The sequence below is a fragment of the Psychrobacter sp. T6-5 genome, assembly GCF_052258485.2.
GTDB lineage: Bacteria > Pseudomonadota > Gammaproteobacteria > Pseudomonadales > Moraxellaceae > Psychrobacter.
Genome location: NZ_JBQQEY020000001.1, coordinates 2,615,970 through 2,629,467 on the forward strand (window position 1 = coordinate 2,615,970; position 13,498 = coordinate 2,629,467).

The 13,498-nt window shown below is 46.7% G+C and carries 20 protein-coding genes; 17 read left to right on the forward strand and 3 right to left on the reverse strand.

The window, feature by feature from the left end; all coding sequences use genetic code 11:
• Positions 1–2: 2 nt before the first annotated feature.
• From ACTXGK_RS25745 to ACTXGK_RS25790, 10 genes are all read left to right on the forward strand, one after another.
• Positions 3–1,004 carry a phage tail-collar fiber domain-containing protein gene (locus tag ACTXGK_RS25745; RefSeq protein ID WP_443514885.1) on the forward strand — a complete coding sequence of 334 codons (1,002 nt, stop codon included), beginning with the start codon at positions 3–5 and terminating at the stop codon, positions 1,002–1,004.
• A gap of 37 nt (positions 1,005–1,041) precedes the next feature.
• Positions 1,042–1,593, forward strand: a complete 552-nt coding sequence (locus ACTXGK_RS25750; protein WP_443514884.1) for a phage tail sheath protein — start codon at positions 1,042–1,044, stop codon at positions 1,591–1,593.
• A 263-nt stretch (positions 1,594–1,856) separates the two neighbouring features.
• Positions 1,857–3,137, forward strand: a complete 1,281-nt coding sequence (locus tag ACTXGK_RS25755; RefSeq protein WP_443514883.1) for a hypothetical protein — start codon at positions 1,857–1,859, stop codon at positions 3,135–3,137.
• 56 nt (positions 3,138–3,193) lie between these two features.
• Complete coding sequence (locus tag ACTXGK_RS25760) at positions 3,194–3,793, forward strand: phage tail sheath C-terminal domain-containing protein (protein ID WP_443514882.1); 600 nt, start codon at positions 3,194–3,196, stop codon at positions 3,791–3,793.
• Positions 3,794–3,831: 38 nt separating this feature from the next.
• Positions 3,832–4,359, forward strand: a complete 528-nt coding sequence (locus ACTXGK_RS25765) for a phage major tail tube protein (protein WP_443514881.1) — start codon at positions 3,832–3,834, stop codon at positions 4,357–4,359.
• An 81-nt stretch (positions 4,360–4,440) separates the two neighbouring features.
• Positions 4,441–4,776, forward strand: coding sequence for a phage tail assembly protein (locus ACTXGK_RS25770; protein ID WP_160021640.1), 336 nt, complete (start codon positions 4,441–4,443; stop codon positions 4,774–4,776).
• Positions 4,777–4,784: 8 nt separating this feature from the next.
• Entirely contained in the window at positions 4,785–4,901 is a 117-nt protein-coding gene (locus tag ACTXGK_RS25775; protein WP_075106269.1) for a GpE family phage tail protein, read from the forward strand.
• 79 nt (positions 4,902–4,980) lie between these two features.
• On the forward strand, positions 4,981–7,473 hold the full coding sequence (locus tag ACTXGK_RS25780; RefSeq protein ID WP_443514880.1) for a phage tail tape measure protein: 2,493 nt from the start codon (positions 4,981–4,983) through the stop codon (positions 7,471–7,473).
• Positions 7,474–7,493: 20 nt separating this feature from the next.
• Positions 7,494–7,919: a phage tail protein gene (locus ACTXGK_RS25785; protein WP_075106271.1), complete on the forward strand. Its 426-nt coding sequence runs from the start codon at positions 7,494–7,496 to the stop codon at positions 7,917–7,919.
• Positions 7,916–8,926, forward strand: a complete 1,011-nt coding sequence (locus tag ACTXGK_RS25790) for a contractile injection system protein, VgrG/Pvc8 family (RefSeq protein ID WP_443514879.1) — start codon at positions 7,916–7,918, stop codon at positions 8,924–8,926. Before ACTXGK_RS25785 ends, ACTXGK_RS25790 begins: the two co-directional genes overlap by 4 nt.
• Here the strand turns inward: ACTXGK_RS25790 and ACTXGK_RS25795 are convergent.
• Both ACTXGK_RS25795 and ACTXGK_RS25800 read right to left on the reverse strand, forming a co-directional pair.
• Positions 8,904–9,674 carry a WYL domain-containing protein gene (locus tag ACTXGK_RS25795; protein ID WP_522910113.1) on the reverse strand — a complete coding sequence of 257 codons (771 nt, stop codon included), beginning with the start codon at positions 9,672–9,674 and terminating at the stop codon, positions 8,904–8,906. The two genes, ACTXGK_RS25790 and ACTXGK_RS25795, sit on opposite strands and share 23 nt — an antisense overlap.
• Before the next feature lie 2 nt (positions 9,675–9,676).
• Complete coding sequence (locus ACTXGK_RS25800) at positions 9,677–9,955, reverse strand: Arc family DNA-binding protein (RefSeq protein ID WP_443517657.1); 279 nt, start codon at positions 9,953–9,955, stop codon at positions 9,677–9,679.
• Positions 9,956–10,076: 121 nt separating this feature from the next.
• Here ACTXGK_RS25800 and ACTXGK_RS25805 point away from each other — a divergent pair, with 121 nt between their 5' ends.
• The 3 genes from ACTXGK_RS25805 to ACTXGK_RS25815 all read left to right on the forward strand — a co-directional run bounded on the left by ACTXGK_RS25805 (position 10,077) and on the right by ACTXGK_RS25815 (position 11,961).
• Positions 10,077–10,244 carry a hypothetical protein gene (locus ACTXGK_RS25805; RefSeq protein ID WP_443517656.1) on the forward strand — a complete coding sequence of 56 codons (168 nt, stop codon included), beginning with the start codon at positions 10,077–10,079 and terminating at the stop codon, positions 10,242–10,244.
• A 191-nt stretch (positions 10,245–10,435) separates the two neighbouring features.
• Positions 10,436–11,290 (forward strand): BRO-N domain-containing protein, encoded by an 855-nt coding sequence (locus ACTXGK_RS25810; protein ID WP_443517655.1) that lies wholly within the window; start codon positions 10,436–10,438, stop codon positions 11,288–11,290.
• Positions 11,291–11,301: 11 nt separating this feature from the next.
• Positions 11,302–11,961: a hypothetical protein gene (locus ACTXGK_RS25815; RefSeq protein WP_443517654.1), complete on the forward strand. Its 660-nt coding sequence runs from the start codon at positions 11,302–11,304 to the stop codon at positions 11,959–11,961.
• Between the two features lie 68 nt (positions 11,962–12,029).
• On the opposite strand, the gene ACTXGK_RS25820 is transcribed toward ACTXGK_RS25815, so the two are convergent.
• Positions 12,030–12,470 (reverse strand): helix-turn-helix domain-containing protein, encoded by a 441-nt coding sequence (locus ACTXGK_RS25820; protein ID WP_201512329.1) that lies wholly within the window; start codon positions 12,468–12,470, stop codon positions 12,030–12,032.
• Positions 12,471–12,588: 118 nt separating this feature from the next.
• On the opposite strand from ACTXGK_RS25820, the gene ACTXGK_RS25825 reads away from it, so the two are divergent.
• Genes ACTXGK_RS25825 through ACTXGK_RS25840 form a run of 4 tightly spaced genes read left to right on the forward strand, consistent with a single transcriptional unit; the run spans position 12,589 to position 13,470 of the window.
• A complete protein-coding gene (locus ACTXGK_RS25825) occupies positions 12,589–12,807 on the forward strand; it encodes a hypothetical protein (RefSeq protein ID WP_201512328.1) in 219 nt (72 codons plus the stop codon).
• A gap of 26 nt (positions 12,808–12,833) precedes the next feature.
• A complete protein-coding gene (locus tag ACTXGK_RS25830) occupies positions 12,834–13,112 on the forward strand; it encodes a hypothetical protein (RefSeq protein WP_075106283.1) in 279 nt (92 codons plus the stop codon).
• Positions 13,105–13,266: a hypothetical protein gene (locus ACTXGK_RS25835; protein WP_160021626.1), complete on the forward strand. Its 162-nt coding sequence runs from the start codon at positions 13,105–13,107 to the stop codon at positions 13,264–13,266. The genes ACTXGK_RS25830 and ACTXGK_RS25835 overlap by 8 nt, the downstream gene beginning before the upstream one ends.
• 12 nt (positions 13,267–13,278) lie before the next feature.
• Positions 13,279–13,470, forward strand: a complete 192-nt coding sequence (locus ACTXGK_RS25840; protein WP_443517653.1) for an ogr/Delta-like zinc finger family protein — start codon at positions 13,279–13,281, stop codon at positions 13,468–13,470.
• Positions 13,471–13,498 lie beyond the last annotated feature (28 nt).

Below are 13,498 nucleotides of genomic sequence, written 5' to 3' on the forward strand. Positions count from 1 at the left end.
TAATGGCCAACTACTATGTATTACTCACTGACTATGGCAAGTCATTTATTGCCAATGCCCAAGCTGGTTCACAGCTGGCATTAACGGATGTTGTATTGGGTGATGCTAACGATCAGCCATATCTACCTGATTCGCGTTTGACTCAGACTAGCCTGGTGAATCAAAGAGCAAAAGTAGCCGTAACCTCTATCAAGATCGTCAATGACACGACAGCTGAAGTATCTGCAGTTGTCCCGTCCACTGTAGGTGGCTTTAACTTACATGAAGTTGGGATTGCAGATAGTAGCGGCAAGCTTGTCTATGTGGGCAACTTCCATGGCGGCTATCGCCCAACGCTCACTGAAGGCGCTGGCGGTGACATGGAGCTTATATTTACGATTACTGCAGACAACCTTGCGACTGTTGTCATTGAAATGGATGGCAATGTGGTTATCGCTACTCGCGATTGGGTTACCGACCGCTTTGCTTTGAAATCTTTAGTGAGTGAATTACACGATATTATCAATCAATTACAGGATGAGCTTATGGCCACCCAGTTTGAAATACTTTCAGGTCGTATCAAAGAAATCGAAGATGGCATTGCCGGGCTTCTAGATTTACAGCCATATAAAGTTGGCGATATTTACCAGACAACCCTCAATCATTCAGACGCGTCTGCTGTGGCTACCCATCACGGCTATGGTACGTGGGAGCGATTCGCAGAAGGTCGTACGCTAGTCGGACTATCTAAAAAGGCAAGCGATCCTAGCGACTATAAAACTATTGGTAATGAGTTCGGTGAAAACGAGCACACGCTGACGCTTGAAGAGTCAGCAAGTCACGGTCATACGTTGGGCATATCCACTAGAACCAAAATTGCTCATGATGACTCACAGGAAACCGATCGAGCTGTCGACACCACGGGCACCTATGAGACTGGTTACGTAGATGAGGCAGGTGGCGACAAACCTCACAACAACATTCAGCCATCAAAAGTGGTCGGCAAGTGGTTACGTACTGCTTAAAACATTATTTATTTTGGACAAAAAAAGGATCTAGACCATGGCATTAACTACTTACCATCACGGCGTCACTGCTACTGAAACCAGTAATATCACGCCAATTATCAAGTCTGTCAGCACGAGCACGATAGCACTTATCAGTACTAGCGCTGACGCTGATGACACCGCTTATCCTCTTGATACGCCAGTACTACTGACTGGCATTACCACGACTGATGTCGCTAACGCAGGTAGCGATGACCAGTTATTGCATCAATGCTTACGTACGATTAAATCTATCCAAAATACAAGTGTGGTCGTATTGCGAGTATCTGAGCCAGTCGATTTGACGACAGTAGATACGCTACTGAGCTGCCAATCTCGCCTTGGCGTGACGCCAAAGATTTTGATTGCACCTGAAATTGATACGCCAGATATGACACGTAAGCTGATTGAGATCGCCAAAAAGCGCCGCGCATTTGTCTATGCGTCCCCGCGAGCTGAAGACGGCACGTTGATTACGGTGAAAGAAGATATTGCCGCTTATCGCGATACGTTCGCTGCTCGTGAGTTGATGTTGATTGAAGGGGCTTTTGGTGAGCTGGGAAAGTAGCAGCCCGACCCCGTCCCGCTGTTATCACTATCAACGGGACGTTCAAGGTTGGGGAAACACTGACTGCCACCGTCACAGATGCCAATGGTGTACCTGATAATATATCTTATGAATGGTTTGCTAATAATGTAGCAATATCAGGCGCTACTGCTAAGAGTTACACACTAAAAGCAGCTCAGGTAGGTAAAGCTATTACCGCCAAAGCTTCATTTACAGATAACGATGGTTATGACGAATCCGCGACAAGCGCAGCGAGTGTGCCAGTGGAGCCTGATATCAACCTAACCGTTAACAATATTGGCATACAAGGATCGGCTAATTTTGGCGTAGGCATTACGGACACCTTGCCGCTTGGCATGTCAGAGATGACAGGTACGCGAACCGTAGGACACGAAAACTACGGCAACTACCAGCATACAGACGGCTCTATTATGTGCTGGATCCCACAGTTTTATTACAGATGGGGTCATGCGGATAGTCCACGCGCGGATAAGTACGACGCAAACTCGCTAGATGTTAAGTCTAAGTATGACTTTGCAGACGTGGCAGCAGCAAATGCCGCAGGGTATGCCTTGCATCGCGCATTTTATGATAATGGACAAATCAAAGATGGATTTTTTGTTGATAAATACCAAGCGAGTAATAACGGCGGCATTGCAAGCTCAATCAAAAACGGCATCCCTTTATCATCGTCTAGCTCAAATGCCCCATTTAGTGCGTTAACAGGCTCACCAAAGAACACGTATGCAGGTGCTATTGATGCGGTTAAGACGCGCGGTAATGCATTTTTTGTCACGACATTATTTGTGCAACGTGCGTTATCACTACTTAGTATGGCTCATGCGCAAGCAGCAACAAGTATTGATAACTGTGCATGGTATGACCCAACGGGCGTCGCTAATTATCCCAAGGGTTGTAACAACGACGCGTTGGGTGACGTTAATGATGCAACCGTTAAATATACTGCAACGGGTTATCTAAACGCAGGCAAAACAGGTTCAGCAACTCAGTTTGCTAAAACCACGCATAACGGTCAAAACAATGGTGTGGCTGATTTAAACGGCAATATGTACGAGATTTGCTTAGGTGTCACGCAGCTGTCAGGTACATTCTACGCGCTGAAAACGTCTGCTAAGGCGTCAGCGCTGACCAGTGGCGCGACGCTTGCCAATGACGCATGGGGTGCAGCGGGTATCGCAGCAAACTACGAGTCACTGGGTGCTAGTATTGGTGCGCTCACAGGTACGCTTCGTGTTTTGGAGATGGGCAACGGTATACAGCAGGTATTCTCAAGTGCGATGACAGGTAAAGAATGGCAAGCCTCATGCGCGGGCATTCCTCTTGCTACTGGCGTTAGCAGTACGTCTGGCACAGACCTATTTGGTCATGACCGTTTTTATGACGATCGCGTGGATTATTTGTGCCCTATGTCGGGTGGCGCTTGGGGTAGTGGTGCGCTCTCGGGCGTCTGGTTTGTCTACTTCCATTATTCGCGCGCGGATAGTTACGACAATGTTGGCGTGCGGGCGGCCTTGTATGTCTAATTCGCTAGTAAATATTTGATTTTAATTAATAACTTTATAACTGAAAGGAAACCAAAATGCCCAACGTAACCCCAATCATCGCCGTGGCCGCAGCTCTACGCGCTCACCTAGACAAGACGCACCGGTATAGCTTCGTCAAGTCGCTGTCCAACGTTGCCATTGATACTGTTAGTGGTATCAAATATCCACGTACCTGGGATCTAGAAGATCCTGATACTGAAGTCGGCTACCTAAACGCGAATGATGTGACCAGCCTCATTCAACACAATGGCTTTCGATTTTGGGGCAGTCATACCTGCTCTGATCAGCCTGAGTATATGTTTGAGCCGGTCGTGCGTACCTCGCAGTTTTTGCTCGATACGATCATCAATGGCTGCTTTCAGTTCATAGATCAACCGCTCTCACCAACGACTGTGCGTGACATCATTCGTGCCATCAATACCAAGCTGCAGGAGATGGTCAACTTCGGTTATTTAATCGGTGCAAAGTGCTGGTACAACACCGAGCTAAACAGCGAAACGCTGCTCATGCAAGGCAAGCTGTATCTAGATTATGACTTTACCCCAGTGCCTAATCTCGAAAACCTTAACCTGAATCAGACGATCACAGATACATACCTGGTCAACTTTGCCGACTTGGTAGCAGCAGCGGCCTAATAGCCATCTGACGACCCTATTACTAAAAAGGAACCCCTATGTTACCTCGTAAATTAAAGAACTTCATGGCTTACAAAGGCCTTGGTAACCAAAAACGCTATCAAGGTCAGATCCCAGAGATTGAGCTGCCCAAACTGACTCGCGTGCTTGAAGAGTATCGTGCTGGTGGTATGGATATGCCGGTCAAGGTTGACTTGGGCCAAGAAGCCATGGAGATGACCATCAAATGCGGTGGTCACGAAGCAGATTTGTACCGCGACTTTGCGCGTGCTGGTGTTGATAAGGTCGTCTTGTCGTATTCAGGTGCGTATCAGCGTGATGATGACTGCAGTGTGTCAGCGGTCGATATCTATTGCCGTGGTCGCTTAGAAGAAATCGACCCTGGTAGCGCCAAGCTAGGCGACGACACAGAAGAGTCGTTCAAGTATGCACTGGCTTACTACAAGCTGGTCGTAGACGGTGAAGACATCATTGAAATTGATGCCATGGCCATGAAGTGTATCGTCAATGGCGAAGACCGACTAAAAGAGATCCGTGAAGCCATGGGAATGTTTGCCACCGTCTAAACTGATCATACAAATTAAGTGGCCAAACCAGACACCTATTTGATGAAAACACCTATTAAAACGACTAATTAAGGATACACCATGAGCAACAACGTAGAAATGCCAACTATCGAACTTGACTACCCTATCATCCGTGGTACTGGCGACAAGCAAAAAGAGATTAAAGAATTTACCCTGCGTCGTCCGATGGGTGGTGACTTGCGTGGCCAGTCACTCATTGACATTTCAATGGCCAAAGTCGATGCCCTAGCCGTAGTACTCCCTCGCATCAGTAACCCTGTCATCCATGAGCATGAAGTTAAAAACATGGATGCCGCTGATTTGATGGATGTGGGGTTAACTATTGCAGGTTTTTTTACCAAAGCGAAACATCAGTTGCAAGCCGAAACCGAAACCGCAGCTATCCCAACCGCGTAGAAGACTGCATGGCAGACATCGCCTTGGTGTTCGGCTGGACACCAGACGCGATGTATCACATGACTATCGAAGAGCTTGCTGATTGGCGCGAACGAGCGCGTATCCGTAACAACCCTGATGAATGATAGCTTGGTTCCCTCACGAATGAGGGAACCAGGACAACATCAGCATCATTGATATCAACAATAAAGTGGGCGCAAATACATGGCAGACCTAAGCTTTCGAGCACAGATAGAACTTATCGACCGCATGACTGCACCCATGCGCTCACTCAGTAGCCAAGCCGATCGCTTAGGTCGTCAGTTTGGTGAGACAGCACAAGCAGCGCGTAAACTTCAGTCACAGCAAGGCTTGATCAATAGCTTCAGACAACAAAAACAAGCCTTAGCTGATACCTCAGAGGCCGCTGTCCGTAGCCGTGCCCGACTACAGCAGTTAGAGCAGCAAATGCGCGATACGGCCAATCCTAGCGCAGCCTTGGTACGTCAATTCGAGGCTGCAGGGCGTGAGTCACAGCGCTTGAATACTCGCCTTGATAGTCAACGGCAGCATTTACAGCAGCTACGTGGTCGTTTATCAGATGCAGGTATTAGCACCAATAATCTATCTGATCATGAGCGTGAGCTTGCGCGTAATATCGAGCGCACCAATCAGCAGCTGGCAGAGCAGCGGCGGCGGATGAACGAGGTTCGACAGCTTGAACGTCAATCACAGCAAATGGGTGACATGCGTAATAAAGCCCTAGGACTAGCCGTAGGCGGTGCAGCAGCAACCTATGCCGGTGCACGGTTCATTCAACCAGGTATTGAATTAGAACAGAACCTGAGTAAAGTTCAGGCGGTCACTCGTCTAGATAAAAACAGTCCACAGTATCAAGCGCTTGTTGCACAAGCTAAAGAGTTGGGAGCGTCTACTAGTTTTACGTCAGCCGATGCCGCTGCTGGACAGACATTCTTAGCAATGGCTGGTTTTACCCCTGAATCTGTAAAAGCTGCTATGCCGGGGATGCTTGATCTTGCTTTAGCTGGTGGCATGGAGTTAGACCGAACAGCTGATATCGCGTCAAATATCCTCTCAGGCATGAAGATTGACCCCTCTAAAATGAGTAAGCTTGGCGATGTATTGGCAGGTACTTTCACCCGTTCAAACACAAATATTGAAATGCTTGGCGAAACCATGAAGTATGCCGCACCAGGCGCCGCACTACTAGGTGTGTCATTAGAGCAATCAGCAGCAATGGCTGGTAAGCTTGGCGATGCAGGTATCCAAGCGAGCATGGCCGGTACAGCTATGCGGGCTATTATGTCTAGAATGGCAGCAGGCCCAAAAGCAACGATTGAGGCACTTGATAGACTAGGTATTAAGACCTCCGATGCAAATGGCAACTTGCGCCAAATGCCAGATATATTAAAAGAGATTCATGATAAAAGTAAAAATTTGGGTAATGCAGAGCAATCAGAATTGTTCAAAGGTATTGCAGGAGAAGAAGCCGGTGGTGCTTTAGCCATTCTCGTTGATCAAGCTGGTAGCGGTGCGCTACAAAATCTCATTGGTGAGTTACAAAACGCCCAAGGCGAAGCTGGTAACTTGGCAAAAACCATGAGCGACAATACCGTTGGTGACTTTAAGTCAATGACATCAGCCATTGATGCCCTTAGAACCTCTATTTTTGATGCCAACGGCGGTGCGCTACGTGAGTTTATTCAGACAATCACTATCATGACCCAACGTTTGACCGCGTTCGCCAATGCTCATCCACAGCTAATGTCAGTACTAGGGACAATGTTCGCCACGTTAGCCATTGGTGCAGTCGTCATTGGTGGCCTAGGCGCGATCATGCTAACCATCTTGGGACCTATGGCACTACTACGTGCATCACTGATCACGATGGGACTACCGACGACACTGACACCGTTGGGGCTATTGGCCAAAGCATTCGGTATGATTGGTGGTGCTGTCAGAGCGTTGACGCTCACGCTAATGGCCAACCCTATTTTGGCACTATGCCTAGCATTAGCAGTACTGGCTTTTACCATTTATAAGAACTGGGACACCCTAGGGCCGATGTTTGCGGCGCTATGGGAGCGCATCAAAGCCATATTCAATACGGGTATTCAGGCGCTTAGATCCTTTATATCGAATTTTAGTCCAGTCAGTGCCTTTACGGCAGCGTTTTCTGCCGTCTGGGGTTACTTGGCTGGACTGGGTGCGACCTTCAGACAGTACGGCGCCAATATGCTCGAAGGGCTAAAAAACGGCATCTTAGGCAGGGCGCAAGCGGTGATCAACTCAATCAGTAATATCGTTGGACGTATCAAAGGTGCATTTACTGGTTCAAAAGGAATGGACATTCACAGCCCTAGCCGAGTCTTTGACAGCTATGGCGGTTATATGATGCAAGGCTTGGGACGTGGCATATTATCCAATGCTGGCATCCCCGTCAGTGCCACCAAATCTATCGCTGGCCAAATCAATGATTATGCACCGATCAGTATCGACAGCCGAAAATCTATCTTGCCGCCTCGTGGCCAGTCTAGTATGGCGATGATGGGCGGTATGAGTAGTGGCAATATCACTATCAACATTCATGGCGCAACCGATCCGCAAGCCGTAGCGCGTGAAGTCCAGCGCGCATTGGCAGCAGAGCAACGCAATCAAATGGCACGTCAGAGTAGCCGCTTATCTGATATTGATTAAGGGCATATAAGGATTATTTTATGTTAGCCAGTTTAGGATTGTTTGTATTTGAGACCACCAGTGCCGCATTTGATGAGATATCGCGCAAATCTGGCTATCGTTTTGGCACCGGCAACGCTGTCGGTACCAGACCGCATATGCAGTATATTGGCCAAGATAACGACGACATATCACTATCAGGTACGCTGTACCCAGAAATCACAAAAGGTATTGTCTCATTAGATGAATTACGAGATATGGCAGCAACTGGTAAAACCTATGCGCTTATGAATGGCAATGGTTACTACTATGGCATGTGCTATATCACTGACATCAGCGAGACTCAATCACACTTATTATCAGATGGTACTGCTCGTAAAATTAGCTTTAGCTTAGCACTCAAACTGGCAGATGATAGCGAGCGTGAGCAAGTAGCCATCTTAGATCAGGATCGAGCAGACGTATGACTAACTTATTCAAACTCACAATCGAAGGCATCGATCGTACAGCGCAGGTTGAGAAGCGTCTGATTAGTTTATCAATGACAGACAAGCGTGGTACTGAAGCAGATGAATTATCACTGACGCTATCTGATCATGACGCGGCGCTGCCCTTGCCTACCAATGGCAATGAGATAAGGCTATGGCTCGCGATGCCTGATACTGGCGATATGATAGACAAAGGCACATTTACCATTGACCAAGCCGAGCACAGTGGCACACCTGACCAGCTGCAGATCCGCGCCAAGTCAGCCGATTTCAAGTCATCTCTGAAGGTAAAGCGCAGTGACAGCTATCATCAGCACAAGCTTGGGGAGATAGCATCGAGTGTGGCCAAACGTCATGACTTGATATTGGCCATTGATAATGCAGTGTCAGCAATAATGATCGATCATATCGATCAGCACCGTGAGAGTGATATCAACCTATTGACCAGGCTTTGTGATGACCATGATTTGATGTGTACGATTAAGGCGGGACGGCTGATTATCAAACCGATTGCCAATGCAAGATCACCTTCAGGGGCGGCATTGGGAGCAGTCACTATCACTCGTCAGTCTGGTGACAGCCATCGCTATAGTCGTGCTGATCGTACCAGCGACTATGACGAGACGACATCGAGCTATCATGATGATAAAACTGGTAAGACTAAGCATATCAGCGTCAAAGATGGTGAGTCCAAACCGATGGACGCCCTACCCAATGACAAGTCTCATGTACTGACTAAACCCGCTAAGAGTAAATCAGAGGCAGTATCCAAGGCAAAAGCGAGCGCCAACAAAAAAGCCCGCCAAGTGGCGAACTTTGATTTGACGTTAGCAGTAGCGCGTCCTGATATTATTGCTGATAGCCCTGCGACAGTGAGAGGCTTTAGACCTTATATCGATGAGCATCAATGGACAGTTGTAGAAGTGACACATGACCTATCAGGCAGTGGTTATAGTACTGGCATTAAGTGTGAGGCTGGGTTGTAGTTATCCAAGCCAGTAACTCATTATAAATTTCATCTTCATCAGTAAATGTCTTATCTGTCGCATAATCACGTAGTGATATGATATTTTTAGCGACAAAGGTACGCAAGCGCTTACGCTTAAAGCAATACGCATTGACATATAACTTACCGTTCTTGGCTTCTACGCCACGCAAGTTAATCTCACGTTCTGACAAATTCCCTTTACTATCTACATAAACCATCGTATGACTAGCTTCCTCTTTGGGAGCGCGTTGGCGTGGTTCATTGTCTTGTGGCTGTGGCTGTGGCTGTGGCTGTGGCTGTGGCTGTGGCTGTGGCTGTGGCTGTGGCTGTGGCTGTGGCTGTGGCTGTGGCTGTGGCTGTGGCTGTGGCTGTGGCTGTGGCTGTGGCTGTGGCTGTGGCTGTGGAGGTTGCGAAACTGGCAACTGGTAGTCAAGTCTTTTGCGCCTATTGGCTGCGTATCTACTCCAAAAACCCAAAAGCACCATAAGTAACAATGAGAATAAAACAGCCATAACGTCTGAGGCGGTGGCGGTAACTTCTTCGGATGGTTGGGATGTATCGATTGTTGATACTAGTACCATCGTTAAAGCGATGTAAACAATAAAACTTACTCCTAGCACAACCGCCCGACTAGGAATCTTTTGTAAAGTGTAAAAAGGAAAGTATTTAGGCTTAATCAACCACCATATCAAGAATAGCCATAAAAAAGTAAAAGGCAGAATAACGAGATAAGTAATAAAACTCACAATCACTCACTCCCTTTGTCATCTTTTAGACTATCGGAAATACTTTTCCGCACAAACGCCCCGAACTGCTCACGAGTCAGCCCCGCATCTTTAAGAAAGCTATCATCAAACGGTACGCTTATGGGCTTTGGCGGTGACTCTTCAGTGGCAAAACTGGCTTCAAGACGCGCAATGATATCAGCACCCATTGAACGACTATATTCTTTAGCCGACACTCTTATCTTCTCTTTTAACTCTTCAGGAATACGGACTCTAAAATCAGGTGGTCTGTTGCCGCTCATATTTATCTCACAATTATATTGACACGCCTCCTTTGTAGGCGTAACATTCCTTTATGCCTCCAATGTAGGCATTTAACAACCCTATAGGGTTTAATATTAACACTAATACAAGGAAATCAAAATGGCAGCAAAAAAAACCGTTGATTATAAGCTCAAGCTAGACCCTGAGCTACACCACTGGCTAAAAGTCCACGGCGCCGAAAACTACCGCACGCTATCAGCCGAAATTACGATGCATCTGGACAAAGCACGTAAAGCCGCACAAAAGGAAAAAGATAATGCTAAATAGACCGAATACCACTCAGCAGATCAATACTTACCTATGCAGTCAGCAGTTGCTATATCGTCATTTGCAATTATGTAAGCGCATAAAAAAGGCAGACCGCACTCGCCAAAGTACTCGGTCTACCTTTAACAACCAAACAATCAACCTAACTAAAGTTGATTATCCTAACCAAATAACTCTAGGAGTTAATTAGTATGCAACAGTATAACACAGCAAGTAATCAAGGTAATAGCAGCCAAGCGCTTGCCACATTGTCATTCAACGGTAACACCTTACAGCTCGTCACTAAGAACGGACAGATTTGGATGACTTCAGCAGATATAGCGAAAGCATTAGATTATGCCGATGTGCGTTCTGTAACCAAAATTTATAGTCGCAATGCAGAAGAGTTTACATCAGCGATGACAACGGTGGTCAAATTGACCACCAAGGGTTTTGGTAATGGCAACAGTGAAAAAGATACTCGCATTTTCTCCCTACGCGGCTGCCACCTAATCGCTATGTTTGCCCGTACCAAGATTGCCAAAGATTTCCGCAAGTGGGTACTTGATATCCTAGACCGTGAGGTCAGTACACCAGTTATCGAGCAGCCACCCGCTATTACCGATGCCGACTGGATGCGCTACTCACGCTCGATGACCATCCCCGAGATGGCACAGTTTACAGGGCACAGCGAGCAGCAAGTAATCAATGCCCTACATGACATCATAGGTAGCCCTGCCCGTACTACCAACCCAGCCCCAGTCATGACCCCAGAACTACAGCACGCGCTTGATCAGTTTTGGGGCTTTATCGCTACACAAAACATCGCCAATCTCAATCATAGTGACAAGCAACACGAGCTAGCGATTAGCATCCCCGAGGTTTACGAGTTAGCAGAATCTTGGCAGCTACCAGAGACCAGCCTGTTATATAAGGCGCTACGCCTGAGCGACACACCACGCTTTTATCGTGCCAATACAGTAATCGCAAGTGCTTTAATAGGTCGGTCTCGTCGCGTCTGGGTATTTGTCAGATCGCTTAGCCAAACCGCCATAGCAAAGGTATAAGGGGTACTATCATGACTATACAATCAAATAAAAGTCTGCGTGACTACATAATGAAAGCCGACATCAGTGAAAATCACGAACGCATCATACGCAATTTGTTTAATGCGCTATTTGTCAGCGAACGTCAGCATAGTATCAAAACCGACCATACACCTACTCATCCAACAATGATGACACTTGATATCTATCAGGTACAGCAGCTCATACAGTCACACTGTGGCAAACTTATCACGCATATGGAGATTGTTGATGCACTCTACGATTTAGAAGAACCCAAGCTGCTACAACCTTCGACCATCACTTCTAATTCCGAATTGGATGGTAAAACAATTGATGCAATACGTTTAGAGTATGGTCATACTAACAAGGCAATTCCACTAGAAAAGTCTAAGACAGACGAGATTGCACTCGAACTATCCCAAGTTACTTTTAACGACACAGCAGATGAAATAGACAAATGCGATGCCAGTAGGAGGTGGATAGAAAGGTCTATGCATCTTGAAGAAGTGCACATAGAGCAGCAAGATACCATTCAATCTTTGCGAGCCATCATCATTGATATGGCAGAGACACTGCACGTAGCAGACCCGAATGCCCGTATCAGTATGACCAGCAGCGACCTACTTGACTTGGTACACAGTCAAAAAGATATGTCAGACAATGCGTTTTAATAGCTCAATAGTATGAGAAACCAGTCCGAGTGACTGGTTTTTTTGTACCTACCATTTACTCGATTGCCTCATTTGACTGTATCGATCAAACCCAGTCCCAATGTTGCCAGTATCTTATAGTCATAGTCTTCATTGGCACTTGCCCCGGCTTGTACCAACGCTTCCTCTGCATGATACATCGCACCCAACAGCCTATCTGAAGGGCTTTCTAGATCCAGTATGTCGGGTAGATTAATCAATCTCTGATGATATGACGGCAGATCCTTATGAGATCTTACATCAAGCGCAATATCCTCTAAACGCTGACCAGTCAAGACATACATCACATCAAACCCAATATTCCATAGCTTAATTAACAATGATGAAGGCATATCACGCTTGCCTGTCTCATAGTTTTTATATGTTGTTTGAGCAATTCTGATAGTTGGCTCTTCATAAACCTCAACTGCCATAAGGCCCAAACGCTGACGCTCTGCTTCTAAGCGCTTCCCCACTTCAATTGACTCCACAGCACACCCCTTATATTTTCGTTTGAATGTATAATATGATTGCAAATACGTTCGTTTGACTGTATTATTAAACCGTACCACGTTAACACGCTTTCAATTAGCTATAGGATACCACCAAATGACTGAAACAACATTACAGGCAACGCCCAAGGGAGAGCTGCCACATCTAAAAGATGGTAAACGCAAACCCATACAGCTACGGCTAACGCCAAATGAACATGAAGAGTTGGTAAGCACAGCTGGTAATGAAGTTCGATCCATGAGCTATGTTGCATACCGTCGCTATCAGGCTGGTCTAGAGCTAGAGCAGTCGAAAAAGCAGTCAAAGCAACACTAAAACCAAACCCAGAAGGAAACCAAACCATGAACCCAAACACCAAAAAACTACGCGATAACCCGATCAAAATCAGTGTCGATCACTACGACTACCAGATATTACTGGCCCACTCCGAGCGTTCGGGTATCGAGATGGCCACACTGGTCAGACAGCTTGCCATGAGCAAGATCCATGACCTGGTATTTCGTGAACAACCTATCGCTATGATACTGCCATCACAAAACACAGTCGAGATGCCATTAGGTCACTTTTGGGCGATGACGCAAGCACCGGTCAGTACCTCAGGAGTCACTAGCCATGCCTAACGATGTCTATATCCACCCAACCCCTGCAGAGCAGCGCTTACTTGAACGTAAGGCTGCCGAGCATGGAGTAAGCGTCGATGAGTTTGTCGCTTGGGCACTGAGACAAGCACTCGCTGAAACAGATAAAGAGTTACAACTCATCGTCAAACACTAAAAGAGGTCTTATATGCGCTGTCCAGCTTGTCATTCCAACTGTTTAATCCTGCGTACCCGCGTCATTACTGACTACTTACGCGACATAGAACACCGCTGCAAAAACGACGAATGCGGACATATATTCGTCACTCAGCAAGAGTATGTACGCTCGATAGTCAAGCCAGACGTGCAGAAAGACAAACCAATCAGCGCAAGTGCCTAAACAAAATACCAAACCAGACGAGCAATAT

Bases quoted from the DNA above. Each gene is read 5' to 3' on its own strand.
- ACTXGK_RS25745 (WP_443514885.1), top strand. From the start codon at position 3: ATGGCCAACTACTATGTATTACTCACTGACTATGGCAAGTCATTTATT.
- ACTXGK_RS25750 (WP_443514884.1), top strand. From the start codon at position 1,042: ATGGCATTAACTACTTACCATCACGGCGTCACTGCTACTGAAACCAGT.
- ACTXGK_RS25760 (WP_443514882.1), top strand. From the start codon at position 3,194: ATGCCCAACGTAACCCCAATCATCGCCGTGGCCGCAGCTCTACGCGCT.
- ACTXGK_RS25765 (WP_443514881.1), top strand. From the start codon at position 3,832: ATGTTACCTCGTAAATTAAAGAACTTCATGGCTTACAAAGGCCTTGGT.
- ACTXGK_RS25770 (WP_160021640.1), top strand. From the start codon at position 4,441: ATGAGCAACAACGTAGAAATGCCAACTATCGAACTTGACTACCCTATC.
- ACTXGK_RS25775 (WP_075106269.1), top strand. From the start codon at position 4,785: ATGGCAGACATCGCCTTGGTGTTCGGCTGGACACCAGACGCGATGTAT.
- ACTXGK_RS25780 (WP_443514880.1), top strand. From the start codon at position 4,981: ATGGCAGACCTAAGCTTTCGAGCACAGATAGAACTTATCGACCGCATG.
- ACTXGK_RS25785 (WP_075106271.1), top strand. From the start codon at position 7,494: ATGTTAGCCAGTTTAGGATTGTTTGTATTTGAGACCACCAGTGCCGCA.
- ACTXGK_RS25790 (WP_443514879.1), top strand. From the start codon at position 7,916: ATGACTAACTTATTCAAACTCACAATCGAAGGCATCGATCGTACAGCG.
- ACTXGK_RS25800 (WP_443517657.1), bottom strand. From the start codon at position 9,955: ATGAGCGGCAACAGACCACCTGATTTTAGAGTCCGTATTCCTGAAGAG.
- ACTXGK_RS25805 (WP_443517656.1), top strand. From the start codon at position 10,077: ATGGCAGCAAAAAAAACCGTTGATTATAAGCTCAAGCTAGACCCTGAG.
- ACTXGK_RS25810 (WP_443517655.1), top strand. From the start codon at position 10,436: ATGCAACAGTATAACACAGCAAGTAATCAAGGTAATAGCAGCCAAGCG.
- ACTXGK_RS25815 (WP_443517654.1), top strand. From the start codon at position 11,302: ATGACTATACAATCAAATAAAAGTCTGCGTGACTACATAATGAAAGCC.
- ACTXGK_RS25825 (WP_201512328.1), top strand. From the start codon at position 12,589: ATGACTGAAACAACATTACAGGCAACGCCCAAGGGAGAGCTGCCACAT.
- ACTXGK_RS25830 (WP_075106283.1), top strand. From the start codon at position 12,834: ATGAACCCAAACACCAAAAAACTACGCGATAACCCGATCAAAATCAGT.
- ACTXGK_RS25835 (WP_160021626.1), top strand. From the start codon at position 13,105: ATGCCTAACGATGTCTATATCCACCCAACCCCTGCAGAGCAGCGCTTA.
- ACTXGK_RS25840 (WP_443517653.1), top strand. From the start codon at position 13,279: ATGCGCTGTCCAGCTTGTCATTCCAACTGTTTAATCCTGCGTACCCGC.